21 protein-coding genes and 1 riboswitch are annotated in these 25,399 nt (G+C 66.6%); of the genes, 7 read left to right on the plus strand and 14 right to left on the minus strand.

From position 1 onward, the window contains the following. From HMPREF3174_RS05750 to HMPREF3174_RS05775, 6 genes are all read left to right on the plus strand, one after another. On the plus strand, nucleotides 1-330 hold a 330-nt coding region (locus HMPREF3174_RS05750; RefSeq protein WP_371440127.1), incomplete at its 5' end, for a 4Fe-4S dicluster domain-containing protein. Then, on the plus strand, nucleotides 330-1,361 hold the full coding sequence (locus HMPREF3174_RS05755; protein WP_070448187.1) for a dimethyl sulfoxide reductase anchor subunit family protein: 1,032 nt from the start codon (nucleotides 330-332) through the stop codon (nucleotides 1,359-1,361). The genes HMPREF3174_RS05750 and HMPREF3174_RS05755, both read left to right, overlap by 1 nt. A 162-nt stretch (nucleotides 1,362-1,523) precedes the next feature. Continuing rightward, nucleotides 1,524-3,671: a prolyl oligopeptidase family serine peptidase gene (locus HMPREF3174_RS05760; protein ID WP_210382936.1), complete on the plus strand. Its 2,148-nt coding sequence runs from the start codon at nucleotides 1,524-1,526 to the stop codon at nucleotides 3,669-3,671. A gap of 33 nt (nucleotides 3,672-3,704) precedes the next feature. Next, complete coding sequence (locus tag HMPREF3174_RS05765) at nucleotides 3,705-4,346, plus strand: TorD/DmsD family molecular chaperone (protein WP_062614084.1); 642 nt, start codon at nucleotides 3,705-3,707, stop codon at nucleotides 4,344-4,346. 69 nt (nucleotides 4,347-4,415) lie between these two features. Beyond that, a complete protein-coding gene (locus tag HMPREF3174_RS05770) occupies nucleotides 4,416-5,471 on the plus strand; it encodes an ABC transporter permease (RefSeq protein WP_070448188.1) in 1,056 nt (351 codons plus the stop codon). A gap of 57 nt (nucleotides 5,472-5,528) precedes the next feature. Next, nucleotides 5,529-6,467, plus strand: a complete 939-nt coding sequence (locus tag HMPREF3174_RS05775) for an ROK family glucokinase (RefSeq protein ID WP_070448189.1) — start codon at nucleotides 5,529-5,531, stop codon at nucleotides 6,465-6,467. 292 nt (nucleotides 6,468-6,759) lie between these two features. On the opposite strand, the gene HMPREF3174_RS05780 is transcribed toward HMPREF3174_RS05775, so the two are convergent. From HMPREF3174_RS05780 to HMPREF3174_RS05790, 3 genes are all read right to left on the minus strand, one after another. Next, complete coding sequence (locus HMPREF3174_RS05780; RefSeq protein ID WP_062614086.1) at nucleotides 6,760-7,332, minus strand: molybdenum cofactor guanylyltransferase; 573 nt, start codon at nucleotides 7,330-7,332, stop codon at nucleotides 6,760-6,762. A gap of 237 nt (nucleotides 7,333-7,569) precedes the next feature. Next, nucleotides 7,570-7,998, minus strand: a complete 429-nt coding sequence (locus tag HMPREF3174_RS05785) for a cupin domain-containing protein (RefSeq protein WP_062614087.1) — start codon at nucleotides 7,996-7,998, stop codon at nucleotides 7,570-7,572. Nucleotides 7,999-8,088: 90 nt separating this feature from the next. Beyond that, on the minus strand, nucleotides 8,089-9,369 hold the full coding sequence (locus tag HMPREF3174_RS05790; protein WP_062614088.1) for an MFS transporter: 1,281 nt from the start codon (nucleotides 9,367-9,369) through the stop codon (nucleotides 8,089-8,091). Between the two features lie 95 nt (nucleotides 9,370-9,464). On the opposite strand from HMPREF3174_RS05790, the gene HMPREF3174_RS05795 reads away from it, so the two are divergent. Continuing rightward, on the plus strand, nucleotides 9,465-10,790 hold the full coding sequence (locus HMPREF3174_RS05795) for a DUF4921 family protein (protein WP_062614089.1): 1,326 nt from the start codon (nucleotides 9,465-9,467) through the stop codon (nucleotides 10,788-10,790). Nucleotides 10,791-10,886: 96 nt separating this feature from the next. Here HMPREF3174_RS05795 and HMPREF3174_RS05800 read toward each other — a convergent pair whose 3' ends face one another. From HMPREF3174_RS05800 to HMPREF3174_RS05850, 11 genes are all read right to left on the minus strand, one after another. Next, nucleotides 10,887-14,117, minus strand: a complete 3,231-nt coding sequence (locus HMPREF3174_RS05800; protein WP_168160568.1) for a Cna B-type domain-containing protein — start codon at nucleotides 14,115-14,117, stop codon at nucleotides 10,887-10,889. 187 nt (nucleotides 14,118-14,304) lie between these two features. Beyond that, nucleotides 14,305-15,009, minus strand: a complete 705-nt coding sequence (locus HMPREF3174_RS05805) for an ABC transporter ATP-binding protein (RefSeq protein ID WP_062614094.1) — start codon at nucleotides 15,007-15,009, stop codon at nucleotides 14,305-14,307. 37 nt (nucleotides 15,010-15,046) lie between these two features. Next, nucleotides 15,047-16,669, minus strand: a complete 1,623-nt coding sequence (locus tag HMPREF3174_RS09265) for an ABC transporter permease (RefSeq protein ID WP_070448191.1) — start codon at nucleotides 16,667-16,669, stop codon at nucleotides 15,047-15,049. Nucleotides 16,670-16,672: 3 nt separating this feature from the next. After that, nucleotides 16,673-17,686 carry a thiamine ABC transporter substrate-binding protein gene (locus HMPREF3174_RS09270; protein ID WP_062614096.1) on the minus strand — a complete coding sequence of 338 codons (1,014 nt, stop codon included), beginning with the start codon at nucleotides 17,684-17,686 and terminating at the stop codon, nucleotides 16,673-16,675. Nucleotides 17,687-17,721: 35 nt separating this feature from the next. Further along, a riboswitch (TPP riboswitch) is annotated at nucleotides 17,722-17,822 on the minus strand. 211 nt (nucleotides 17,823-18,033) lie between these two features. Next, nucleotides 18,034-18,273 carry a DUF4235 domain-containing protein gene (locus HMPREF3174_RS05820; protein WP_062614097.1) on the minus strand — a complete coding sequence of 80 codons (240 nt, stop codon included), beginning with the start codon at nucleotides 18,271-18,273 and terminating at the stop codon, nucleotides 18,034-18,036. Between the two features lie 144 nt (nucleotides 18,274-18,417). Next, nucleotides 18,418-18,777 (minus strand): monovalent cation/H(+) antiporter subunit G, encoded by a 360-nt coding sequence (mnhG, locus tag HMPREF3174_RS05825; RefSeq protein ID WP_068538540.1) that lies wholly within the window; start codon nucleotides 18,775-18,777, stop codon nucleotides 18,418-18,420. After that, nucleotides 18,774-19,211: an MrpF/PhaF family protein gene (locus HMPREF3174_RS05830; protein WP_083200525.1), complete on the minus strand. Its 438-nt coding sequence runs from the start codon at nucleotides 19,209-19,211 to the stop codon at nucleotides 18,774-18,776. The genes mnhG and HMPREF3174_RS05830 overlap by 4 nt, the downstream gene beginning before the upstream one ends. Beyond that, nucleotides 19,208-19,873, minus strand: coding sequence for a Na+/H+ antiporter subunit E (locus HMPREF3174_RS05835; RefSeq protein WP_062614099.1), 666 nt, complete (start codon nucleotides 19,871-19,873; stop codon nucleotides 19,208-19,210). The genes HMPREF3174_RS05830 and HMPREF3174_RS05835 overlap by 4 nt, the downstream gene beginning before the upstream one ends. Next, nucleotides 19,866-21,446 (minus strand): Na+/H+ antiporter subunit D, encoded by a 1,581-nt coding sequence (locus HMPREF3174_RS05840; protein WP_062614100.1) that lies wholly within the window; start codon nucleotides 21,444-21,446, stop codon nucleotides 19,866-19,868. The genes HMPREF3174_RS05835 and HMPREF3174_RS05840 overlap by 8 nt, the downstream gene beginning before the upstream one ends. Continuing rightward, nucleotides 21,443-21,970, minus strand: a complete 528-nt coding sequence (locus HMPREF3174_RS05845; protein WP_062614101.1) for a Na(+)/H(+) antiporter subunit C — start codon at nucleotides 21,968-21,970, stop codon at nucleotides 21,443-21,445. The genes HMPREF3174_RS05840 and HMPREF3174_RS05845 overlap by 4 nt, the downstream gene beginning before the upstream one ends. Continuing rightward, a complete protein-coding gene (locus HMPREF3174_RS05850) occupies nucleotides 21,967-25,233 on the minus strand; it encodes a Na+/H+ antiporter subunit A (protein WP_070448192.1) in 3,267 nt (1,088 codons plus the stop codon). The genes HMPREF3174_RS05845 and HMPREF3174_RS05850 overlap by 4 nt, the downstream gene beginning before the upstream one ends. Nucleotides 25,234-25,399: the final 166 nt, after the last annotated feature.

The raw sequence follows: 25,399 nt of genomic DNA on the forward strand, positions 1-25,399 counted from the left end.
TCCAAGTGCGTGGGCTGCCGCTACTGCGAGTGGGCCTGCGCCTATGGCGCCCCGCAGTTCAACGCGGAGCAAGGCCACATGTCCAAGTGCGACCTATGCTACGACTACCGCTCCACCGGGCAAGACCCGGCGTGCGTGGCGGCCTGCCCATCGCGCGCGCTCGGCTGGGGCCCGATCGACGAGCTACGTAGCGAGCACGGCACGAACGACGCCGTCGCCCCGCTCCCCGACCCCTCGATCACCAAGCCGCGCCTGGTCATCCACCCACACAAGGACGCCCAGCCGTGGACCTCCACCGCCGGCTCGATCGCTAACCCGAAGGAGATCTGATGAATCTTCACGAACTGCCGATGATCATCTTCACGGTCATCGCCCAGATGTGCGTGGGCATGTTTATCATCCTGGGTCTTGTGCAGATGTGGCTCGCTGCCCGCACCGACGATCGCACGGCCGACCGGCTGACCACCCCGATCGTCTACCTCATCGGCCCGGTGATGGTGTTCGGCCTGGTCGCCTCCATGTTCCACATGAACGACGTCACCCACACCCTCAACGTGATCCGCAACGTGGCCACGTCATGGCTGAGCCGCGAGATCGTGTTCGGCGTGGGCTTTGCGGGCCTGGGCTTCGTGTTTGCCTTCATGCAATGGTTCAAGATCGCCTCGTTCCGGCTGCGCCAGGGCGTGGCGGCGCTGGCCGCGCTATTCGGCGTCGCGCTCATCGTGTCGATGTCGATGATCTACGCGAGCCTGCCCACCGTGCCCGCCTGGTACACGTGGGTGGTGCCGTTCCAGTTCTTCGCCACCGCGATCGTGCTGGGCAGCGCCGGGGTGACCATGGCGCTCGTGCTCATGACGCTCGTGCGTCAGCGGCCCGCTAAGGACGCGCCCGTGGAGGTGCCGGTGCGCAATACCACCGACCCCGCCGCCGGCAAGACCTGGAAGGAGACCCTCGGGTTCACCCCCAACAAGCGCGAGATCAACGCCGCGCCCACCGCCGAGGAGTGGCGTTGGACCGTGTCGATCATCCGGCTGTGTGCCGCGCTCGCCGCGCTGGCGGCCGTGGGCGTGCTCATCTCCTACGTCGCTCACCTGCAGAACCTCGCGATGCACCCCGAGCCGGCCGCGGCAATCTCCGCCGCCACGTTCACGGGCGCGTTCTTCTGGACCCGGCTAATCCTGCTGGGCGTGGGCGCCGTGGCCGTCGGTTTCGTTGCCTACAAGATGGCCGACGACGCCGCCCTCGCTCGTCTCACACCCCTCGCGGCCTGGGTGACACTCGGGTTCGTGGTACTGCTCGCCGCCGAGTTCATGGGGCGCTCGCTCCACTATGACTCCCAGCAGCTGATCGGTATCGGATAAGGCTGAGCGGCCGCGCGCAGTCGGACGCTGGCCGAGCGGTCGTGAGTCGACTGGGCGGTCGTCGTCGGCAAAACGGCAAGACGTCAGCAGAGGTGCCCCCGGTTTTTCGCCGGGGGCACCGTGCGTTCGAAAACTGTCGGAGGGCGCTCGTAGGATGGAAGCATGAAGATGCCACAGGCTACGGCCACAGATTTTTCGGACCCTTACCTGCACTTGGAGGACATCGATGCCTCGCTGGAGTGGGTGAGCGAACAGTCCGGTCGCACCCTCGCCGAGTTTGACGGCGGGGCGTTTTCCGCGTACCGCGATGAGGTCGCGGGCATTCTCTCTGCCACGGACAAGCTCGATACCGGCACCAAGCGCGGGGAATGGATTTACAACTTTTATACGGACGGGGATCACCCACGCGGCCTGTGGCGGCGCGCCCGGCTTGAGGAGTACCTGAGCAAGGAGCAGGCGGAGATCGCGTGGGAGGTGTTGCTCGACATCGGGGCGCTCGGCGAGGCCGAGGGCGAATCGTGGGTGTTCGGCGGGGCCTCGTTGCTCTACCCCAGTTATGACAGGGCGCTGATCACGATGTCGAAGGGCGGGTCGGATGCGAACGTCGTGCGGGAGTTTGACGTGGAGGCGCATGCCTTTGTGGAGGGCGGCTTTGAGAAGTCGGAGTCGAAGGGCTCAATGAGCTGGGTGGATCGGGACACGGTGGTGATCGGCGCGGACTTCGGACCGGGCACGCTGACCGACTCGGGCTACCCCAAGAGCGCCCGGCTGTGGCGGCGCGGGCAGGATTTGGCCAGCGCGCCCGTCATCATCGAGGGTGCTGCTACCGACGTGCTGTCGGGGGCGTACTTCGACCACACGCCGGGGCATGAGCGGCTGGTTGCCTTCCGCTACCCGGACTTCCGCAGCACGATCTCGTTTGTTGCAGACCTGGAGGGCGTGCTGGCCGGTGGTGGCGGGGCCGTGGTGGGGCCGGAGGGCGAGGCGCTCGGGGCGGGCCTGCCGAGTGCGCTGACGCAGGTCAACATGCCGCTGTCGGCCGAGGTCGGCTTCGTACGGGACTGGCTGCTGGCCACCCTCCGCCATGATTGGGAGCTCGATGGGGCCACCTTCCCTGCGGGGGCTGTGGTGGTGATGCCAGCATCGTCGCTCACGGAGCCGCGGGCGCAGGACGTGCAAGTGCTGTACTCGCCCTCCCCCACGTCGTCGTTCCTGGACCTCACCGTCACCCGCACGGGCCTGGTGATGACCATCCTCGACAACGTCAAAACCAAGCTGTTCTTCTGTGCTGAGGGGCGGGCGGCCGCAGGCGTCGTCGAGCCGTGGCAGATCGCGGAAGTCACGCCGAAGGCGGCGGAGTTCGCCGCGGTGGGAATCGCGGCGGTGGATCGGCTGGAGTCGGACGAGGTGTGGCTGACGGTCGCGGGTTTCGTCACGCCCACCACGTTGTATATGGGTGAGATCGGGCGTGAGGAGCTGGCGGTGCGCAAGCTACGCTCGGCACCGGCGCGCTTTGAGGCCGCGGGGCTGGGGATCCGGCAGCTGTGGGCCACGTCGGCGGACGGCACGGAGATTCCCTACTTCGTGGTGGGGCCGGAGGAGGCGCTGCGGGGCGGGCGTCCCACCCGCGCGTTGCTTGACGGGTACGGAGGGTTCGAGGTCTCGCGCCTGCCGTCCTACCTGGCCACCTACGGAAAGGTGTGGTTGGAGCGGGGCGGGGTGTACGTCGTCGCGAACATCCGTGGCGGCGGCGAATTCGGGCCGGCCTGGCATCAGGCGGCGCTCAAGGAGCGCCGTCACAAGGCGTATGAGGACTTCGCGGCGGTGGCGGCGGACCTGGTGGAGCGCGGCATCACCACGGTGGCGCAGCTCGCGGCGATCGGCGGCTCGAACGGCGGGTTGCTCATGGGCAACATGTACACCACGTACCCTCACCTGTTCGGGGCGATCGTGTGTCGGGTGCCGCTGCTGGACATGAAACGCTACTCGCACCTGCTGGCGGGGGCGTCATGGATGGGGGAATACGGCGATCCGGACACGGAGGACTGGGCCTACATGGAGCAGTACTCGGCCTACCACAACGTAGGCGAAGAGCCGCACCCGCCAATCCTGCTCACCACCTCCACGCGCGATGACCGGGTGCACCCGGGCCACGCCCGCAAGTTCCACGCGCTGCTGAGCGCCATGGGCCACGAATCGTGGCTATACGAAAACACCGAGGGCGGGCACGCGGGTGCCGCTGACATCGAACAGGTGGCGCTCATGACCGCCCTCATCTTCTCCTTCCTTGACCACAAGCTCGCCAAGTAGAGCACAAAACACCAATAGAGCGGAAAGACCATCATGATGAACGAAGATCGTATCGACGCCCTCGCGGCCGCCTTCCTCACCCTGGGGCGCCTGCACCTCGACGCGCCGGATGAGGCCACACTCGGCCAGTTGCGCCAGATGTACACCGAGTGGCCGCTGGCCGGCACAAAGTCGCCGCACACGGCGGCCGGCCTGCTCGACTGGGCCGAGTCGTTCGAGAAAGGGGAGAGCACCGACCAGCTGCGCTCGGACATCAACGCCCTCTACGGCCGTACGGCCACCGCGCTGGTGCCGCCATTCGAATCAGTGCACCGCGGCAAGGACGGGCTGGTGTTCGACGAGGAGACGCTGCAGGTCCGCGCCGAATACCGCCAGCTGGGGCTCGAAGCCCCCTACCTGCACAAGGAGCCGGACGATCACGTGGGCCTCGAGTTCGACTTCGTAGCCCAGGGGCTCGTTCGCACGCTCGGTGCGCTCGAGGTCAGTGCGCTGACGGACGCGAACCGGTACATCGACGTCGTGGGCAGGTTCTACCGGGAGCACCTGGAGCTGTGGGCGCCGCAGATGCTCGCCGCCGCACGGGAGCACGCCGCCACGGCCTTCTACCGCGGGGTGCTGGCGCTCTCGCTCGGGGCGCTCGAAGAGCTCGGCGCGCTGCTGGCCGATCAGGAGTAGCAGCGATTTGTGGTGTGAAGGCGCGCGTCGGCGCGGCTGGCGTGGACTAGTGGGTGCGGGGAGGTCAGTGTGAACGAAACGGCGTGGCTGTTCGTCACCACCGGCATCGGGCTGGTGGTGACGGTGGCGGCGATCCTTGGCCTACAGCGATGGGCCGGTGTGAGGGCCGGGTGGCAGCCGATGGTGGCAACCATCCGAGCCGTGGTCCAGCTCGCGGTGCTCGCACTGGTGTTGCACGGGGTGTTCACGTATGCGTGGACAGCCGCGCTCATGCTGGCCGTGATGATGACCGTGGCCTCGCTGACCGCCGGGAAGCGACTCCACGAGCTGCCCTATGGCAGGCGGGCGGCGGCGATCGGGATCGTCGCCGCCGCGGGTACCACCATCGCCCTGGTGTTCGGGGTGCGGATGATGGAGTTGACGGTCTCGAACTTCATTGCCGTGGGTGGGATCATCACGGGCAATTCGATGTCGGCGGCCACGTTGACCGGGCGGCGCTTCCTTGCGAGCTCGCAGGCGCAACGCGGGGAGGTTGAGGGCTGGTTCGCGCTCGGGGCGCCGTCGAGCACGGCGTTTGGGCGGGTCAGCCGCACGGCGATCGAGGAGATGTTGCTACCCACAATCGACCAAACCAAGGCCACCGGCCTGGTGACCATGCCGGGCGCCTTCGTGGGCGCGCTAATCGGCGGGGCCTCGCCGCTGGAGGCCGCGCGCTTCCAGGTGGTGGTGCTGGTTTCCATCATGCTGGCGCAGACGATCTGCGGCATCATCGTCACGCGCGTGCTCTCGCGCGCCACGGTGATCGTCTCGGACGAGCAGCCGGCGGCTCCCACATCCGACCACAAGCGGGACAAGGCCACGCACGCGAAAGGCGAGGCGCCGAGGCAGGCCGATGCTGCCAACTCCGGGGCCGAGCCAGAGAAGTCCGGGGCCGAGTCGGACACCTCCGGGGCGTCCGTAGAGCCAGATTCCGGCGATTCCGACCCCGCCGGCCCTGCCGGCTCTCCTACGTCCGACACTCCCGAATCTCCCGAGCCGGCCGAGGCCGAGGGGGACGCGGAAGACGACGATCGTCGTCGTGCGGAGGACGCACTCCCGCGCCGGAAACGCAACCTGGGAAAGTAGCCCTTCCATCCGTCGTACTCGCCTGAATTCCGTGAATGATCATGCAAAAATAGAGGTATGAGCGAGATTATTGGCGTAGATGTTGGCGGCACGAAGATTGCTGCCGGTGTAGTCGACCAGCATGGCAACATCCTCAAGATGGCCCGCAAACCTACGGATACGCGCACGGCCGACTCCGTGGTTGCCACAATCCTAGAAGTGATTGAGGAGCTCGGCGCCCACGACGCCGACGCGATCGGCATCGGCGCTGCCGGCTTCATCGAGGAAGATCGCTCAACAGTCACGTTTGCGCCGAACGTCAACTGGCGAAACGAGCCGCTTGGCCAGCGTGTGGAGGAGGCGACCGGCCTACACACAGTGGTTGAGAACGACGCGAACGCGGCCGCCTGGGGCGAGTTCCGCTTCGGCGCGGCGCGAGAGTACAACTCGGCGGTGGTGGTCACGGTCGGCACCGGCATCGGCGGTGGCATCATTCTTGACGGCAAGCTGGTGCGCGGCTCGCGCGGGTTCGCGGGCGAGATCGGGCACATCAACATGGTCGAGGGTGGCATCCCGTGTGGCTGTGGCTTGCGCGGATGCTGGGAGGTTTACTCGTCGGGCGGTGCGCTGCTGCGTGCGGCACGCAAGATTGCCCGCCAGGATCGCGAGCGCTCCGCCGGCATGCTCGAGCTCGCCGCCGGGGACCCGGAGGCGATCACCGGCCTCATCATCACCGAGGCCGCAAAGAAGGGCTGCAAGGGAGCGAACGACGCGTTCGCGGAGATCGGGCGCTGGCTCGGCCAGGGCATGGCCGACCTGTCCGCGTTGCTCGACCCGGAGGTGTTCGTTCTGGCTGGCGGCGTGTCGGAGGCGGGCGGGGTCCTGCTTCGCCCGGCGCGTGAGGCCTTCCTTGAGCGCCTCACGGCCCGCGAGTACCGCCCCGAGCCCGCCGTGCTCCTGGCTTCCCTCGGCAACGACGCCGGCATTATCGGCGCGGCCGACCTGGCACGGGAGTAGTTCGGGCCGCGCGAGCGGGTGGGCTCGTGCGCATTTGAATTTCCTGGACGTTTTCGGGGCGATCTTCTATGTGGGAAGATCGCCCCGAAAACCTCCAATCTCTTTTAATCTCCGCGTGCAAGGGAGCCGATAATCCGGACTTCCATGGTTCCAGTATCAGTATGCGCCAACTGGTCACTGCCCCGAGCGCCGACACAACTCGTGAACCTAAGCCCTACCGGGCCCCTCTAGCAACCGGCAGCCAGCATATTCACGACTTCCGCCCACGCCTCGCCACGCTCGCCTTGCACTCTCACAGTCGTGCCAGTGTTGCCGCGAGCGCCTCCGCATCCTCGGGGGTGTCAACATCGATGCACCAGCCCTCGCGGTCCTCGACCCGCGCCACGTCAAGCCCGCCGAACGCGCCCCGGATCGAACCGTGCCGCTCGAAGGTCAGCGCGCGCAGGGCACTCAGCCGGTACACGCCATGCAGGTATTGCGGCCAACCCTCGCAGTTCGCGGGAACCACACCGTCACACTCGACGCGCTCGAGCAACCACGGGTAGAGCCGCGGCGCGAGGGGAGCATCGCACGTGGCCAGCCCGACCACGGCGTCGTCGCCGAGATCTAGTTCGGCAAGGCCGGCGGCGACTCCCGGTAGGGGGCCGCCGCCGGGCGGATCCTCCAACGTGCGCACGACTCCCTCCGGGACTTTCACGCCGTCCGGCGCGATCACCACCGCTTTGCCTGAGAAGCCGATTCCGGCGAGCTCGTCAAAAAAGATGTCAAGCAAGCGCCGGCCGCCCACCACATAGTCAGGTTTGGAAGCACCCCCGAGGCGCGCCCCCGTTCCCCCAGCTTGAACGATGACTGCGGCTAGTTCCATACCCTCCAGCCTACCCGGCCGCCGGGCTATCGGCGCCCCCCCCGACACAATTCGTGAACCTAAGACCCACCACGCGCCTATAGCAATCGCCAGCCGATATATTCACGACTTCCGTCGGCCAGGCCGGCCGGAACAGGTACCGGCGCCCGCGGGCACACAAATGGCGGGGAGCGCCCGCTCCCCGCCATTGCCATGCCTATGCGCTGAGGCGTACCCTAAGCCCTCGGTCTGTGAGTCTTAGTCCTCGTTCGGATCGGCCTCGGCATCGGCCTGAGTCTGGTGGACCGTGCCCGGTTCGTGGTCCGGCACCGCGTAGATGGTGTACAGCTTCAGCGGCTCGTCACCAATGTTGGTGACGTTGTGCCACACGCCGTCGGGCACGAAGATCGCGTCGTCATCCTCCACGATGCGCTCGAAGTTGAGGTCATCCTCCGCGGGACCCATCTGGCATTTGCCCTTGCCCTGCTCGATGCGCAGGAACTGGTCAATGCCGTGGTGGACCTCCAGGCCGATGTCACCACCCACCGGGATGGACATCACGGTCATCTGGAGGTGCTTGCCGGTCCACATGGTGGTGCGGAAGGTGTCGTTATTGAGGGTCTCGCCCTCCATGTCGATCACCCATGGCTTCTTACCCTGATCGTCGTAAACGCCTGCGTACTGCATTGTGCCCTCCTTAAAGGCTTGATTGCTTCCATTATCCCGCAGGCGCCGCTCCCCGGCCGCGCACTTCGCTAGCAAAGTAATTAGGTGAGCCTAAGGCTTCCGCCGCCCGACTTCCCTCACGCCCATGACCCACACCAACGCCACCACCAGCAAAATCGCCCCCGAAAAAGCGTAGGCGAGCAGGTATCCGGAGTGATCGATCATCACCCCGGCGGCGATCGGCCCGAGGATCTGCCCCAGGTCCGAGGACTGCTGGAAGAAGGACACCACCTTCGACCCCGGCCGCTCCCCAATAATGTCGGCAACGGCTCCCTGCTGCGAGGGCTGGATCGCCCCGGACCCGAAGCCTCCCATGAACGACGCCACCAGGATCAGCGCCGCCGAATCCCACACGCCCATGAGCACGGTGAACACGCCCGAGATCGTCAGCCCGGCCACCACCAGGTACTTGCGCCCGTACAGGTCAGACAGGTAGCCGGACCTGGTGAGGGCGAGCCCGTTGCCCGCCGCGAACGCCATGAGCGCGGCGCCCGGCAGCCACGTCGGCGCGCCGGGGATCGCGGCCGCCAGCAGCGGCACCACCGCCACCCGCACCCCGAAGTTCGTCCACCCCTGCGCGAACGCGGTCAGTAGCACGATCTTAAACCGCCGCAGTTGCAGCGCTTCGGCGATCGTCATCGGCTCCGGCGCACGCACGTTTTCTCCGACGACGCCGTCGCCCGGCTCGCGCAACACATCCCCGGCTGCGTCCGCCGCGGCTCCCGCGAGCGCCGCCCGCGCCTCGCCCTCAGACCCGCCAGCCCCTCGCTGCCCTTCCCTCGGGATCAGCACGAACACGATCGTTGCCGCGATCAACAACAGGACCGCGTAGATGGCGAACGGCCAGCGAAACCCGAGCGGTGCGAGCACCCCGCCCACAGCCGGCCCTAGGATCGAACCGAGCAAGAACCCGGAGCCATACGCCGCCGAGGCCCGCCCCCGTGCATGCACCGGCGAAAGCTTGATGATGAGCGACATCGCCGCCACACTGAACATCACCGAGCCAACACCGCCCGCCGCCCGCACTACCAGCAACTGCCAGTAATTCTGCGCCAACGCACTCGCCGCCGAAGACGCTGCCACAATCACGATCCCCACCATGTACATCGACCGCTCGCCGAACCGGGCCGCGAGCGCACCAGACACCGGCGCAAAACTGAGCCGCATGAAAGCGAAGGCGGACACGACAACGGTGGCGAGCGTCGTCGTGACACCAAAGCTCTTTGCGAACTGGGGAAGGACGGGGGCCACAATGCCGTATCCAAGCGAGACGACCACCGCGGCCGCCACCAAAACCCAGATTTCGCGGGGAAGTTGAACGCGCTCACTCACTCCGCCTTTCTACCACCTACCCGGGTAGGGTCAAGCCCGATGTGAAGACCGCCACCGCGCTGATAGAATAGGGCGGACGCTGAAAGGATATATGGATGCAGCCGTACGAAACCTTCGCTGAACCGCTGACCATCATGGCCGATGGCACAATCAAGCAGCTGAACCCATTTTCTGGGACGGAGGTATGGACTGTACCTGGGCGCGGCAACCGCCCGCTCGGGATCAAGTATCCGGACCCTCAACCGCTCGACCCGGCACACGACGGCCTCCACTGCGCCTTTTGCACCCAGCGCGTGCTCGAGACCCCGCCGGAAAAGTCACGCCTGATCCGCAAGGGCGACGACGCCGAGATCGTCCAGACCGACTCCGTGGACATGCTGTCGAAGCAGTGGGAGTTTCGGCGGGTGCCGAACCTGTTCGAGATCCTGTCCTTCGACTATTGGGCCGCGAACTACGACTACAAGCTGTCGCCGGCGGCCCAGCGCCGGATGGACCACTACATTGCCGACCCGGCCGGGCGCGCGCACGTCATGCGCGTGCTACGCAACAAGTATTGCTCGAGCATGACCCCGGAAGAGTTTGAGGAGCTACCGGAGGCCGACAAGATCAAGGGCGCCTACTCCTTCTTCGGGGGCGGCCACGACCTCATCCTCAGCCGTCGCCACTTCGTGGACGGGGCGACGGACGACACGCAGCTGGCGGCGTCGGGAACACTGACCCCGCAAGAACACGAGTGGTACATGCGCATGACCGTGGAGGCGATGCGCGACCTGTATGAGACGAACCGGTACGTTCGCTACGTGCAGGTGTTCCAAAACTGGCTCAAGCCCGCAGGCGCGTCCTTCGACCACTTGCACAAGCAGCTCGTGGCGATCGACCAGCGCACGGTCAATGGCCGGATGGAAGTGGCGAAGGTTCGCCGAAATCCGAACCTGTACAACGAGGCCGGGGTCAACTACGCCAGCTACCACAACCTGGTGATCGCGGAGAACAAGCACGCGGTGGCGATCGCAGGCTTCGGCCACCGCTACCCCACGCTGGAGATCTGGTCGAAGTCGCCGCGAATCCAGCCGTGGGAGCACACGCGCGAGGAGCAGCGCGCCATGTCGGACCTGGTCCACGCAATGCACGCCGCCACCGGCGCGCACGTGCCCACCAACGAAGAGTGGTACACGAAGCCCATGGATTCCGACGTCAACATGCCGTGGAGGATCCTCCTCAAGTGGCGCGTGTCCACCCTGGCCGGCTTCGAGGGCGGCTCGAAGATCTACGTCAACACGATCGACCCGTGGACCTTGCGCGACCGCGTGGTCCCCCGTCTGCTCGAACTTCGCGCGGAGGGCAAGCTCGCCGGCGGCATCTCGGTGGCTACCGAATGCTCCTGCGAGGTCAACTGCCTCAAGTACAACCCGACGCTGTAGCCACCGGGGCGCCCGGCGTGGCATGGACCCAGGCTGCACCTGTAGCAGTGGGCCCGGTTCTGCCGAACCGGGCCCACTATTTCTTGCTACCGCGTGCTACCGCCTGCGCGCGTAGCGCAGGAACGCCACACCGAGTGCCATCGCTCCCGCAGCAACGACCATGAGCGCGTACGTCTGCGCACCTGTCAGAGGCAGGGGCTTATCCGGCTTGGGTGTCGGCGTGGGAGTGGGCGTCGGGTCAGGCGTCGGGTCAGGTGTCGGGTCCAGCTCGGCCGTGTTCGTCACGATAACCGAGTAGTTCTCGCCAACCTTATCCACAGCCACCTCCGAGGTGAAGTCCTCCACCTCGTCCTCGGCGATCGTGTAGCTCACCGGCTCGCCGTCCACCATCGCGGGCAGCTTGGTGAAGGTGTACTTCCAGTCGTTCTCAGCCGATAGATCGACCTTCTCACCCACCGGCTCGATCTTCTCGCCCTGCGTCCGCATGAGCTGGACCTTCACCGCATCCGGAGTGTCGGTGAGTGCCTCACCCTCGGCATCCTTCCACACCTTCTTCACGGTGAGCTCGACCGGGGTGAGCACCACGAACTGGGCGGACGTGCGCATGCGCATCTTCGTATGGTCGGCGCGCCCCACGGCCTTGTTCACGACGACGTCTCCCCACTTCGCGTCCTTCAGCTCCGTCTTCACCGTGATGGTCTGGGTGTCGCCGTATGGGAAGTCGGCCTTCGTGACCACGCGGATCGCGGTCGCGTTCTCCTGCACGCCCTTGGTCCACATGTCCGAGGGCTCGCCGGTCTTGCCGTTCACCTTGGCGTTCGGGTCCTCATCGATCGTGAAGGCCTCGGCCGTCGTGCTGTAGACGGTCGCGCCTTCCCCTGCCTCGACACCCTTCACTACCAGCGTGCCGCTGAACTTCGAGCCCTTGTCGTCGCCGTCGTAGGGCAGCACATCGATGACGTCGGTGACGGTCGACTTCTCCGGGTCCTTTGAGGTCAGATCAATGGTCCAGGTGTTCGCCGCGACACCGTTGGTCAGGGTGTCGACAACCGGCTTCTCCACATGCTTCTTGATGGAAGTGTAGCCGGCTCGCGGCACCGTCACCTTGACCTCAGCGCGGCGCGAGTTGCCCTGGCTCGAAGCGACCACGGTGTTGGTGAACACGGCACCTGCCTTGGCGTCCTTCGGCATCGTGGCCTTGTAGTTGATGGTGTACGGGTTGTTCTTGAGCACGTCAATATTGGGCACGACGTCCTCAACCGTCCAGGTCAGCACCTGGCGGCCCTCCGCGTCCTTCGAGACCGTCGGCTCGGTGGCGGCACTACCTTCCACATAGGTCATGCCGGGCGCGAGGGTATCTTCGATCACCACGGTATCGTTCGGCATGTTCGCGATCTCGGACTCAAGGCCAAATCGGATGGTGTAGTCCGCCTCGTCGCCGGGGCCATATTCAGGCTGAGCGACATCCTTGGCGACCACCGGCAGCGAGCCGACCACGCGTAGCAGGTCACGGCCCGGGCCGGTGTAGGGGTAGCGGACGCCGTCGGTAAGGACGCCGGGCGAAGCGTACTGGGCATCAATCACGTCGCCGTCTTCAAAGGTGGTGCGGTCGTAGTAACGTTTCGCAGGCAGGTCTAACTCCCATCCCGCATCATAGATGCCCGTCCAGGGAACCGATGTCCAAGTCCACACGTCATCGCCGATCTGGACGTCATCGTGAATACGCTGCTCGACCACCAGGTAGAAAAACGACTGCGGCAGACTCGACAGATAACCATTCTCACGGGAAACACGGACTTTGACGGCTTTCACCGTCGACAGATCAGCGGGCCTTGTATAGGTCCACCCGTCCTTCTCATCCGTACCCTCGTCGCGTCTCGTCTCGACGGTACCGCATTCAAACAGGTTAGGATCTTTGACCTCGCCCGTGTAGTAGAGGATCTTGAGCTCCTCTACCGGATCACCGTAATACACATTCGGCTTGGCATCTACATCGGCCACGACGCGCGCATCCACAAAGTCGACACGCTCCGTATCGAGGGTGTTGCACACCCAGGCGTCCGCCGCTGCCTCGGTGCGTTGCGGCACAATGCCAGACACCGACATCACGGTCGCACCCTTGGGGGCCCGCGAAGTATCCGACCAACCGATGCCGGGGTAGGCCTTCGGGTACTGCGAGGCTACCACCCAGGCGCCTGTCCAGTTACCGCGGACGATCGGAGCGCGGTTCTGATTGTTCGACGCGTCCTCAACCGACTCGGAGCCATCTGCAGCGACGTAGGTGGGTGTCGACGCTTTCAGCGTCACATTCGTGTTGTCATTCGCGTTATTACCGCTCCGCACATAGGGCACCTTCACGCGAAGCTCGCCGGCGGCGATCACCGAGTTCGGATAGTTCGGCTTCACCTGCGGCAGGCGCACACCGTTCGAGTCGAAGTAAGGACGATCACCGGAGTAATCGAGGTCCGAGAGCGTCAGGCGGAAGGTATTGGTATTCGGGTCCACCAGTTCGAACTTACAGGTGGGGAAACGCGCGGTCTGATTCGCGGGGAAGCCGTCGGCCGAGTAAGGGTAGCCGGAGTGCACGCGGTCGATCGGAGCACACGCAACATCCTGCAGCGTCACGCGCTCGTTGCGCACACCGTTAATCGTGATGTCGTAGCTGACCTCCGACGGGCCCTTGGAGGACCCCGCCGAGTGCACCAGCGAGAAGGGGAAGTTCAGGTCCTGGAAGTTGGGGTCCACGGCCGTCAACGACGACGGGCCACCGCCGTCAAACTTCGCATCCATGATGAAAGGCGCGATGATCGGGATCTCGGGCAGTGTAGCCTCAAGGCCACGGAACTGCGCCTTGGCCTTCACGTTTGATCCTGCCGGGCCGTCCACCTCGACACCCGAGAGGACCATTTGGGCGGTGCCCTGGTCGCGCGTGCCGATGTCGCAGGTCAACGTGCGGGCGTCTTCAGACAGCGCCGACTTACCGGCATCGCCACTCAGACACTGGCTCGGGATCTCGCCAAAATGAGCATTCTCCACTGTCACAACCAGCAGGTTGTCGGTGGTCGGTTCGTTTCCAGGGGCGGGGGCAGAATCGTTGATGTCCATCCACCAGATCATCGACAACACGTCGAGCCCGGAGGTCACCTGTTCCGGTTGGTTTTTCCATTGGCCTGCGATTTCGTAGGCCTTCGTGCCGCCAGCGCTCTCTTCCTCGCCGTCGAGCGCGAAGCTCACCCGCGGGAACACCAGGAGCATACTGACCGTAAAGGCAAACAGGGCGAGCGCCCACAGGCGCACATGCGACCTCAACCAAGCTAGATCTATCACGACGATCACAAGTCCTTCCTTTTCCAACAATCAGAAACGCAAGCACTCATCGGTGACCTCATCGTTCTCACCGGGGCAATCCTACAGGTACTCGCCAGGTGCACGAAGCACAAGCCCATTAAACCACAGACCACCCCCGCGACGTTTCACACTAGCCAAACCGGACCTCACATTCGGCAGTTCCGGCCTAGGAAATCAGCCGGCGGACCGTGTCCGACGCCGGGCTCTCGCGTAGCTCGTCGGCCGTGCCGAGCTGGATGAGGCGGCCGTCCTCCATGACACCGATGAGGTCGGCGACGTTGAAGGCCTCGTCGCGGTCGTGGGTCACGTAGATCGCAGTGGCCCCCACGGCGGACAGGATCTCCCGCAGTTGGGTGGATAGGCGTGTGCGTAGGATGCGGTCGAGCGCGGAGAGCGGCTCGTCGAGCAAAATTAGGTCGGGGCGCGGGGCAAGCGAACGGGCGAGCGCCACGCGCTGGGCTTGGCCACCAGACAGCGTGGAGATCGGGCGGCCGCCATAGTCGGGCAGGCCCACCAGCTCGAGTAGCTCGGCCACGCGCTCGTGCCGCTCGGCCTTAGCCACCTTTTGCACTTCGAGCCCGTAGGCGATGTTGCCCTCAACCGACCGGTGCGGGAAAAGCTGGCCGTCTTGGAACACCATCCCGATGTTACGCAGATGGACCGGCACCCCGGCCAAATCGCGCCCGCCGAGCGACACCTCGCCCGTCGCCGGCTCCAGGCCCGCCACGGCGCGCAGCAACGAGGACTTCCCCGAGCCAGACTCACCCAGCAACGCCAGGATCTGGCCGGTCTGCAGCGTCAGCGACACGCCGTTGACCGCGTGCACCGGCGGCTGATCGTAGGACAGGTCAAGGTTGACGAGTCTCAGCATTCTCTCTCCTTCACTCGCACCTAGAAGGCACTTGCACCTAGAACGCACCCCGGGTGCCGCTTGGCCGCACCAGGTCGGTGACGAACATGATCACGCCCGTGAGCCCTGCCAGGATCACGGACCCGGCTAGCGCCATCCCATAGTTGTCGACGCCCGGCCGGCCCAGCAGCTTCGAAATGAGCACGGGCAGCGTCTGGTAGTCGGGGCTGGCCAGGAAGGATGTGGCCCCGAACTCCCCCAGCGAGATCGCGAACGCGAACCCGAAGGCGATCCCCAGCCCGCGCGCCATGATGGGCAGGTCGATGGTGGCGAGCACGCGCGCCGGGCTCGCGCCCAGCGTGGCGGCGGCCTCCCGCATCCGCGGGTCGATCGCGCGCAGGATCGGCACAAGCGAGCGCACCACCAGCGGCAACGCCACCACGGCCTGGGCTAGCGGCACGATCAGCCCGGTCGGCACGGACTGCACGCGCCCCCAGGTGACGAGGAAGCCAAAGCCCACGGTCACGGCCGAGATCCCGAGCGGCAGGAGCACGACGCCGTCCAGCACCCGCTGCCCCGTACGGACGAGGCGCGTGCGAGGCCGGCGTGACAGCGCGAAGGCGAGGATCACGCCGACCACCAGCGACAGCGTCGCCGCATCGAGCGCAATTTTCACCGAGTGGTCGAGCGCGTCAAGAATAGAGGTGCCACCGGCGAAGCCGGCGCCGGGCTGAGCCAACACCCGGTAGTTGTGCAGGGACCACTGGCCCTGCGAGCGCAACGACCCGGCCAACAAGCCCAGCAGCGGCGCCGCCAGGAAAACCAACACGGCCGCGGTCACCACGATCGCCGGAATGGCCGCGCGCGTGGGCCGCTTCGCCGGCCGTTGCGTCACGTCCAACGCGCGCTCCGTCCGCGCCGACAGCGCAGTGGACACGATCAGCGCCACCACCACAATCACCAGCTGCAACACGGATAGAACGGCCGCGTGCCCCAGGTCGAGGTAGGCGGTGGACTGGACGTAGATCTCCGACTCCAACGTGCCGTACCCGGGCCGGCCCAGGGTCTGGACGATACCGAAACTCGTGGAGCAAAACAGGAAGACGAGCCCACCACCCGCCGCGATCGACGGCCCAAGCTGTGGGAGCGTCACCGTGAAGAATGCGCGCGCAGGGCTCGCGCCGAGGGTGCGGGCGGCGTCGGTGAGATCGGCGATCCCCGCCCACATCGACCCCACCGTCCGCACCACCACGGCGTAATTGAAGAAGACCATCGCGGCCACCACGGCCGCCGTCGTCTGGCCAAGCCCAAGAAAGCCGAGCGGGCCGGCGTCGTCGAGCAGCGCACGGAAGGCCACGCCCACCACCACGGTCGGCAGCGCGAAGGGAGCCGTGGCGAACGCGCGCGCCACCCGCGCTCCCGGGATCTTCAGCCGGTAGAGCACGTAGGCGCCCGGCACGCCCAACACCACGGAGATCGCGGTAGCCGCGAGCGCCATGCCGAGCGTCTGCCCGACAATCCGCCACGTCCGCCCCTGGCCGAGGACCTCGCCAAACATGGCCGCGTCTCCCAGGCCCATGCTGAGCATGCGCCCCACGGGCCAGAGGAAAAAGAGGATGAGGAAGAGCGCTGGCACTGCCAGCGCTGCACCCCACCCCAGGTGGGCGACTCTTCCTCTCACGCGTTAGCGGCCTTCGCGCAACGCAGACCATTCCTTCTGCCAGGTCTCACGGTTCTCCGCCACTTTCTTCGGGTCGGGCGTGAGCGAGTTCGCGGGGCGCTGGGCGTAGGTCTCCCACTCGGCCGGCAAGGCGACGTCGGCCACGGGGTACATGTACATCGTCTCCGGGATCTCGGACTGGACCTGTTCGGAGAGCATGAAGTCGATGAACTTCTCTGCGCCCTCGGCATTCTTCGCGCCCTTCACGACGCCGGCGTACTCGGTCTGCGCCACGCAGGTGCCGGGCACGTTGACGAAGGCGCCCTCACCGTAAGCGGGCGAAGAGGCGTAGGACAGCACGAGCGGGAAGGCACCCTTGCCGTCGGCAGCGGAGAAGTCGGTGTAGAAGGCGTCCGACCAGGAGTCAACCACCTTGGTGCCGTTGTCGAGTAGGTCGGTCCAGTACTGCTTCCAGTCATTGCCCGCCTCCTCGATCGTGCCCACGAGGAACGCCAGGCCCGGGCTAGAGGTGACCGGGTTCGTCACCACCAGCAGGTCCTTGTACTCCGGCTTGGTCAGGTCCGCGAACGACGTCGGCAGCTCCAGTCCGTGCTCCTCGAAGTAGGCCGCGTCCGCATTGAGGCAGACGTCGCCGTAGTCGATCGCGGTGAAGTCGCCAATGCGGCGGTCCGCGCCCGGGTCCGAGGCCGGGGTATACGGCGCGATGACGCCCGCGTCCAGCGCGCTCTGCGCGGAGAAGTTATCGATGCCGAACACGGCGTCGACAGTGGGGTTGTCCTTGTTGAGGATGAGCTGGTTGAGCACCATGCCGGCGTCACCGGGGGCGGTGGTCTTCAGCGTCATGCCCGTCTCCTTCTCGAAGGCCGCCTTGGCCTCGTCGGAGATCGAGAACGAGTCGTGGGTGAGCACGGTGACCGTGTCGCCCGTCGTCTTTGCCTGGTCAACGGCCGAGCATGCGGCCATCGTCGCGGTGAGCGTGGCGCCAAGCGCCACAACGAAAAGGCTCTTCGTCTTCATTTTTCCTCCCATGTGTTCGGGAGGGCCCGGGCGCACCCGGGGAGAGCTCGACTTCCTTCGCCGGTGCTAACCGGAGCAGGTTCGAGGGTCTGCGTTTCCGCACTCTCAGCGCATGTGCGCTCCCCTGTCGTACGCCTTACCGTACCAAATCGCCCACGACGACGTCGACCACGCCCGCGCCGCCCCCGCGGGCGCCTGCTATCGCAAATGCGGCACTAAACTAACAGATGCGGCACTAAATAACGGTAAAGTAGTGCCGCATCTTGCCGAGTAGTGGCGCATCTTGCCGAGTAGTGCAGCATCTGCGTCCGAAGGCCCGAGAGGGCGAGGGCGCGAGAAGGGGAACGTTACGCCCCGTACCACTCCGCGGCTTTGCGCTTGAGCGCAGTGGACACCACGGCCGACACCACGGCGGTGACGGCGGTGAAGACCACGACGTCGCGCATCGGCATCTGCATCATCTCCGCCTCGTCAGTGGGACGCTGCTTGCCCAGTCCCTTCTCCCACACCTGGTTGACCACCAAGTTCGACGCCGCGCCGGCCGCGCCAGCGATTCCGACCGTGATCAGTTTCCAGCCGATGTTCATTGATCCTCCAAAAACCTAGTTGGTCTCATCCTAGTCTCTGGCCAGCGCGTTCGCCCGGGCAGGCGGAATTGTCTGCGGCCAGGACCATTCCAGCCACCAGATCCTGCGGTCAGATCCGGCAGCCAGATCCGTCGGGCGGCGGGCTCATCCGTGGTCGTCGCCAACAGTCATGTCCTCGCCGAGCTCGTCGATGATCAGCGCGCTCTTGTCGATCCGGTCCGTGCGATACCCCGCCCGCGACATCATGTGCGCCGAGATCGGCGCCGTAATCAGCTGGAAGCCGATCACCAGCATCATCGTCCACGTCATGGTCGCACTGCGCACGATGAGCGAGACCCCCACCATCAGCATGATGAGCGAGAACGTCTGCGGCTTGGTGGCCACGTGCTGGATCGCCAGCAGGTCGCGGAAGCGGAACACTCCGATCGCGGCGATGAGGGTAAACAGTGAGCCTGTGACGATGAGAGTGATCCCCACCCAGTCGGCGATTTGTGCCCAGTTCACGGCTGCCTCCCCTCTTCGACGACGCCCGAGCCGCCAGCCGCGCCATTTCGCCCAGTAGCGCCCTGCGCGGCGTCATTCAGCCCACCGACGCCGCTCGGCCCAGCCACGCCGCTCTGCCCGGGGGCGTTCGGGGCGGCACCCCGCCGGGCGTCGTCGCGGCGCTCGGGGTAGCGCTTGGCCACCCCGGGGGTGATGAAGCGGGCGAGCGTGGTCGAGCCGACGAAGCCGACCAGGGCCAGGGCCACGAACAGGGCGAGTAGGTCCTCGCGGCGGGTGAGCGCGGCGAGAAGGGCCACCGCGCCGATGACCACCGAGGTCATGACGTCAAGCGCCACCATCCGCTCCAGGGCCGTGGGCCCGCGGAAGATCCGCATGAGCACCAGCAGCGACGCGATAAATAGCAGCGCCATGCAGAATCCGAGAACGTACGTCATGAGCTCCCCTCCCGGACCTCGCGCGGCTCACCCGTGGCCGGCGCGTAGGGGACGGGCAGGCGCCCGTAGCGGCGGGTGGGGCCGGGCACGTAGCCGGCGTCGACAAGCTCGTCGTGCGAAGCGAAAGCCCGCAGCACCCGTTCCTCGAGCTCGAGCACGGTTCGGTGCACGCCCTCCACACCGCCAGCCAGCTCGGTGTCGAACACGTGGACGTAGAGCGTGCCGCTCACGCGGTGCGCCTCGACCACCACAGAACCCGGCACTAGCGCCGTCATGCCGGCGATCGTGGCGAGGTAGACGTCGGAGTGGGAGCGCAGGTGGACGCGAATGATCGCGGCCTGCGGGTGCTTGCCGCGCAGGATGAACGCGGCGATCTGCGCGGAGGAAATGACGATGTCGATGAGGAAGCGCGCGACCAGCACGACGACGGCGATGGGCCGTGAACGCCCGTCGAACGGCGTGTAGGGGAAGGGCGCAACGGTGGTGATCCCGAGCGCCACAATGAGGCCGGCCAGTACGTTGCCCGCCGAGAACTCGCCCCACAGCAACACCCACACCGCAGTCAGCCAGGCGAGCATGCCCACCGAGGCATGCGGGAAGCGGCCAGGGCGGCGGGCGACGCGGTAAATGGCGCGCGCGGATGGCGTGTAGTCGTTAGCCACGACGGCCTCCTTCCTCGGTGCTCGCGGGCGCGGGCTGCCTCACGGCTTCGGGAACCTTCGACTCCCCGCTGCCGCGCCCGCCCTCGGGCAGGACGGCCACGATGTAGGGCGAGCGGGCCTTGAGCTCGGTGGCGGCGCCTTCGGTGAAGTTGTAGATCGGGCCGGCGAAGAAGGAGATGATGAGCGAGAACGTCACGAGCGCGCCGGCGGCGCCGGTCATCCCCCACGGGATCGGCTTGGCGGAGAGCGGTTCGGGGGCGGTCTGCCAGAAGGCCATGTTCCACGCGCGCGACACGGCGTAGAGGGTGAGCAGCGAGCAGACGATGCCCGTGATGATGAGCCCCCAGTCGATGATCGCGCCGCGGTCGACGGAGGCCTGAATGAGCCCCACCTTGCCGAAGAATCCCGACCCCGGCGGGATGCCCGCCAGGTTCAGGGCCGGCACGATGTAGAGCGCGGAGATGATCGGGGAGAGCTTGGCAAGCGAGCCGAGGCGGATGAGCGAGGTGGTGCCGCCGCGTCGTTCGACCAGGCCCACCACCAGGAACAGGGCGGTCTGGACGGTGATGTGGTGGACGGCGTAGTAGATCGTGGCGCCCAGCCCGTGCACGGAGTACAGCGAGATGCCCCAGATCATGAAGCCGATGTGGGACACGAGGGTGAAGGACAACAGGCGCTTGATGTCCTGCTGGGCCACCGCGCCGAGGATGCCCATGAGCATCGTGAGGATCGCGACGACGCCGATCACCAGCGTGAGCCGGTTGTAGGGGAAGAGGAGGGTCTGGGTGCGGATGATCGCATACACGCCCACCTTCGTGAGCAGGCCGGCGAACACGGCGGTGACAGGCGCGGGGGCGGTGGGGTAGGAGTCGGGCAGCCAAGCCGACAGCGGAAAGACCGCCGCCTTGATACCGAAACCGACCAGCAGCATCACCTGGATCGCGATCCGTACGCCCGGGTCGATCTCGGGTAGGCGCAGCGCCAGCTGGGCGAGGTTGACCGTGCCCGCCGCGGCGTACGTCATCGCGATGGCAATGAGGAAGACCACCGAAGAAATGAGCGAGACCACCACGTACACCGTGCCTGAACGGATGCGGTCGCGCGTACCGCCCAGGGTGATGAGCACGAACGATGCCGTCAGTAGCAGCTCGAATCCCACGTAAATGTTGAACAGGTCCCCGCTGAGGAACGCGTTCGACACGCCCGCCGAGAGCAGGAGAAAGGCGGGGTGATAGACCGCGATGGGGGCGGCGTCGTCGCCGTCGGCCGCGCCCTGGGCCAGCGAATACAGCAGAACCGTGAGCGTGACCGTGACCGAGGTGAAGAGCATGATGGCGCTCAGGCGGTCGGCCACCAGCGAGATGCCGACGGGGGCCGCCCAGTTCGCGACGTCAAGCACAACCGGGCCCGACGCGGACATCACCAGTAGCGTGCCTGCGACCAGCCACACGATGCCAAGGATGCCGGCCGAGAGGATGCCCTGGAGGCGGCGCACAGAGGCAAACGCCAACGACAGGCCCGCGCCGAACAACGGCAGCACCACGGGCAGGGCCACGAGGAAGTCCCAGGTCATGAGCGCCTCCCCTCGTGAGGGCCGGGGTGGGCCGCGGGGGCGGCGTCGACGACGGCCGGGCCAGGCTCGTCGGGAGAGGCCGGGTCGTCGTCGGTCTCGTCGCGGATGTCGGGGGCGTCGAGCTCGAGGTCGGCGGGCTTGTCGGTGCGGGCCTCGAACTTGGCGTCCTCGGTGCGGTCGGCGATGCGGCGATCCTCGAGGTCGTCTTGGACCTCGTCGGAGGCGTTGAGCTGCCAGGAGCGGTAAGCGAGCGCGAGGAGGAAGCCGGTGAGGGCAAGGGAGATGACGATCGCGGTGAGCATCATGGCTTGGACCAGCGGGTCGGCCATGTCTTCTTGCGCGGCCTCCCCCACCATGGCCGGCGCGCCAGAGGGGCCGCCCGCGATGAGCATGAGGATATTGACCCCGTTGGTGAGGGCCGCGAGGCCCAGCACGATGCGCGACAGGGAGCGCTCAAGCACCAGATAAATACCGACGGCGACGAGCACGCCGGACACTATCGCGAGCGCAAGGGAGGAACTCATCGGGTTTCCTCCCGTCCGGTCAGGGCCGTGGAGGTGGTGGCCGGGTCGGAAGCGATGGTGGTCAGGCCCGTGGTGTCGATGTCGAACTCGCTCTCTGTGTGGGGCGGGTGTGCGGGGCCAGGCGCCGGGGCATACTGGGCCACAGCAGATTGGGCTGGGCCGGCCGTGGTGGGCTGGGCCGCGGGTGCCACTACCGGCGCACCCGCGGGAATCGGCGCGTCGGGCGCAACGCCTGGGACGGCGTCGTAGGAGCGGGCCTGCTCCGCGTCGGAGGTGTCCCGGCGGGAATCGGCGGAGGGGCGTAGCTGGTAGTGCGGCTCGTCGGCGGCTTCGACCTCGCCGTGGCGGTCGATTTCGGCGCCGAGGGAGCGCAAGACGTCGAGCACGAGGCCGACCACCACCAGGTAGACGCCGATGTCGAAGAAGATCGCGGTAGCGATTTTGACGTCACCGAAACCCCAGAGCATCAGCTCGATCTTCGCCGACTGTAGGATCGTGCCGCCGAGCGCCACCGGCACCAGCGCGGCCACGCCGGCGGTGGCTAGGCCCGCGCCCATGAGGTGACCCGGGTGGAGGGGGACGGCCGCGCCCAGCTCGTAGCGCCCGCCCGCCACGTAGCGCAGTACCAGCGCGATGCCCGCGAGCAGGCCGCCCGCGAATCCGCCGCCGGGGGCGTTGTGGCCTGCGAAGAGGAAGAAGACCGACACGGCCACGATCGTGTGGAAGACCAGGCGCGTGCCCACCTCTAAGATCACCGAGCGGCGCCCGAAGGGCACCTGGTCCGTGCCGACCAGCCAACGCCGGTTGCGGGCCGGCGCCACCACCGACGACTCGATCACTCGTGCCCGGGTCCGGCGCCAGGTGGGGCCGGCGTCGTCGCGCGCGGGGGCGATGAGCTGGCCGGCCACGTTCGTGCGCGGAGCTTGGAGGTTGCGGAAGCGGTCGATGCGCCCGCCGCGGTCGCGGATAAAGAGGAGGGAGGAAATGCCGATCGCGCAGGCCACTACCACGGCGATCTCGCTGAAGGTGTCCCACGCGCGGATGTCCACAAGCGTCACGTTGACGATGTTTTTGCCGTACCCGTAAGTGTAGGCCTCGTCGTGGAAGTTTACCGAGATCGGGGTGTGGATGCGGGCGCCGGCGGCGACGACGCCGAGGACCGCCGTCATCGCGCCGAACGCGGTGGCCACGATGATGCGCCACGTGCGCGAAAAGCGCAACGGGCGGTGGGAGAAATAAGCGGGCAGTCGGCGCAACACGAGGATGAACACCACCAACGACATGGTCTCCACCAGCACCTGGGTAAGCGCAAGATCCGGCGCGCCGTAGAGCTCGTAGAGGAGGGCCACCCCGTAGCCCGACGCGCCGATCAGCAGCACGGCCTTCATGCGGTGGCGGGCGCGGGCGCCGAGGATCGCGGCCACGATTGTCACGACGCCGACCAGGGCCTGGGACACCGAGTCGTACGGGCGCAAGCTGATGCTTCCCTGCCAGTCGCCCACACTGAAGACGAGCAGGACCGCGAAAGCGGTGAAGGTGAAGATCGTGGAAAGGTAAGCCGGGAGCGAGCCACGCTGGGTGAAGGCCGTGACCGAGCCCGACAGGTCCTCCAGGCCGGAAACGATCCTGTGGTAGACCCGGTCGGCTGAGACGGGGAAGTCGTGGGCGCGAAGGCTCGGCTCGATCGTGGTGCGCGCAGCAAACAGCACGACGCCGGCCGCGAGGATCACGGTCGTGACCAGGAACGGCGCGCCGATCCCCGGCCAGGACGCGAGGTGGCCCGAATCTCCCGGGAGGGCGCGGACGTAGGGCTGGAAGACGGCGTCGAGAAGCCCGCCCGCCAGGCCGAAAACGAGGCCGGCGAGGGAGAGGACCACGATGGGCGCGGTAAGCATGGGCGAGCGGCGCTTGACCGGGGTGCGGGCGCCGGGCTTGTCCGCGAAGGCGCCCCACCAGAAGCGCAGGGTGTAGGCGACCGTGAAGATCGAGCCGGCGGCGATCGCGAGCCAGGTGAGGGTATCGGCAGTGGTGCCGCCGATGAGCGCGTGGAGGGCGGCCTCCTTCGCCACGAAGCCCGCGAACCCGGGCACGCCCGCCATCGACAGGCCCGCGAGCGCGGCGGCCGACGCCGTGACCGGCATCTGGCGGCCGACCCCGGAGAGCTCGCGAAGGTCGCGGGTGCCGGTGGCCCAGTCGACCTGGCCGACCGCGAGGAAGAGCGTGGACTTGAACATCGCGTGGGCGACCAGCATGCCGAGACCCGCGAGCAGCATCGCCGGGGTGCCGTAGCCGACCATGAGGAGGATGAGGCCCAGCTGGGAGACGGTGCCGAAGGCGAGGACGAGCTTGAGGTCGTACTGCTTGAGCGCGCGGTAGCCGCCGAGGACCAGGGTGGCGATCCCGCCGGCAAGGATCATGTAGCGCCAGGCCGCGAGGTCGGAGAAGCCGGGGGCAAGGCGGGCCGCCAGGTAGACGCCGGCCTTCACCATCGCCGCCGCGTGCAGGTAGGCGGAGGTAGGCGTGGGGGCGGCCATCGCGGCGGGAAGCCAGAAGTGGAAGGGGATGATCGCGGATTTGGCCATCGCGCCGATGAGGACTGCCGCGACGGCGACGACGATGACGGCGTGCGGGGTCGACTCCGCGCCGATCGCCGCGACGCCGAGGGTGCCACTGCTGGCGGAGGCCACCAGCTCCGAGATCACATACGAGCCGCCCGGGATGTTACCCAGCGTGATGAGGCCAGCGAGCATGGCGAGGCCGCCCGCAGTGGTCACAATGAACGCCTGCATCGCGGCGCGGCGCGATGCCTGCTTGTCGAACTGGAAGCCAATGAGGAGGAAGGAGAAGACCGAGGTCAGCTCCCAGAAAAGGTAAAGGGCAAGCGTGTTGTCGGTGGTGACCAGGCCCAGCATCGCGCCCGCAAACGCCACGAAGACCCCCGCGAAACGGCCCATGCCGTGGGCCGAGGCGGAAAAATAGCGGGCGCAATAGAAAAGGACGGCTGTACCCACGCCCGTGACGATCAGGGACATCATCCACGAGAGGTGATCGAGGCGGAAGGTCAACTCCAGGCTCACTTGCGGCACCCACGCGTAATTCTCCGACGGGAAGTCACCGCGCATCACCGCCGGGCCCTGGGCGGCAAGGTAGACGAAAGAGAGCGCCGGAATCGCCGCGAGGTACACGTAGCCGCGTCGGCCCGCCTTCATGATCGCGGGCGCCGCGAGCGCACCCATCGCGAAAGCGGCCAACAAAATCAGCATACGTCTCCCCAGACCATGGCAACGAACAGGTGCTTTTCTCCCCTACTAATCCTAGAGAAAGAAATAAGAAATGTCGCGGTGCAGCCTGAGAGCAAAGCCGGAGTAGGGATGTGGGCGGCGGGTGCGGGCGGGCGTGAGTCCGCCCGCCGGTGCAGCAGGCCCGCTC

Origin of the sequence: Trueperella sp. HMSC08H06 (genome assembly GCF_001808465.1) — a bacterium.
Classification (GTDB): domain Bacteria; phylum Actinomycetota; class Actinomycetes; order Actinomycetales; family Actinomycetaceae; genus Trueperella; species Trueperella bernardiae.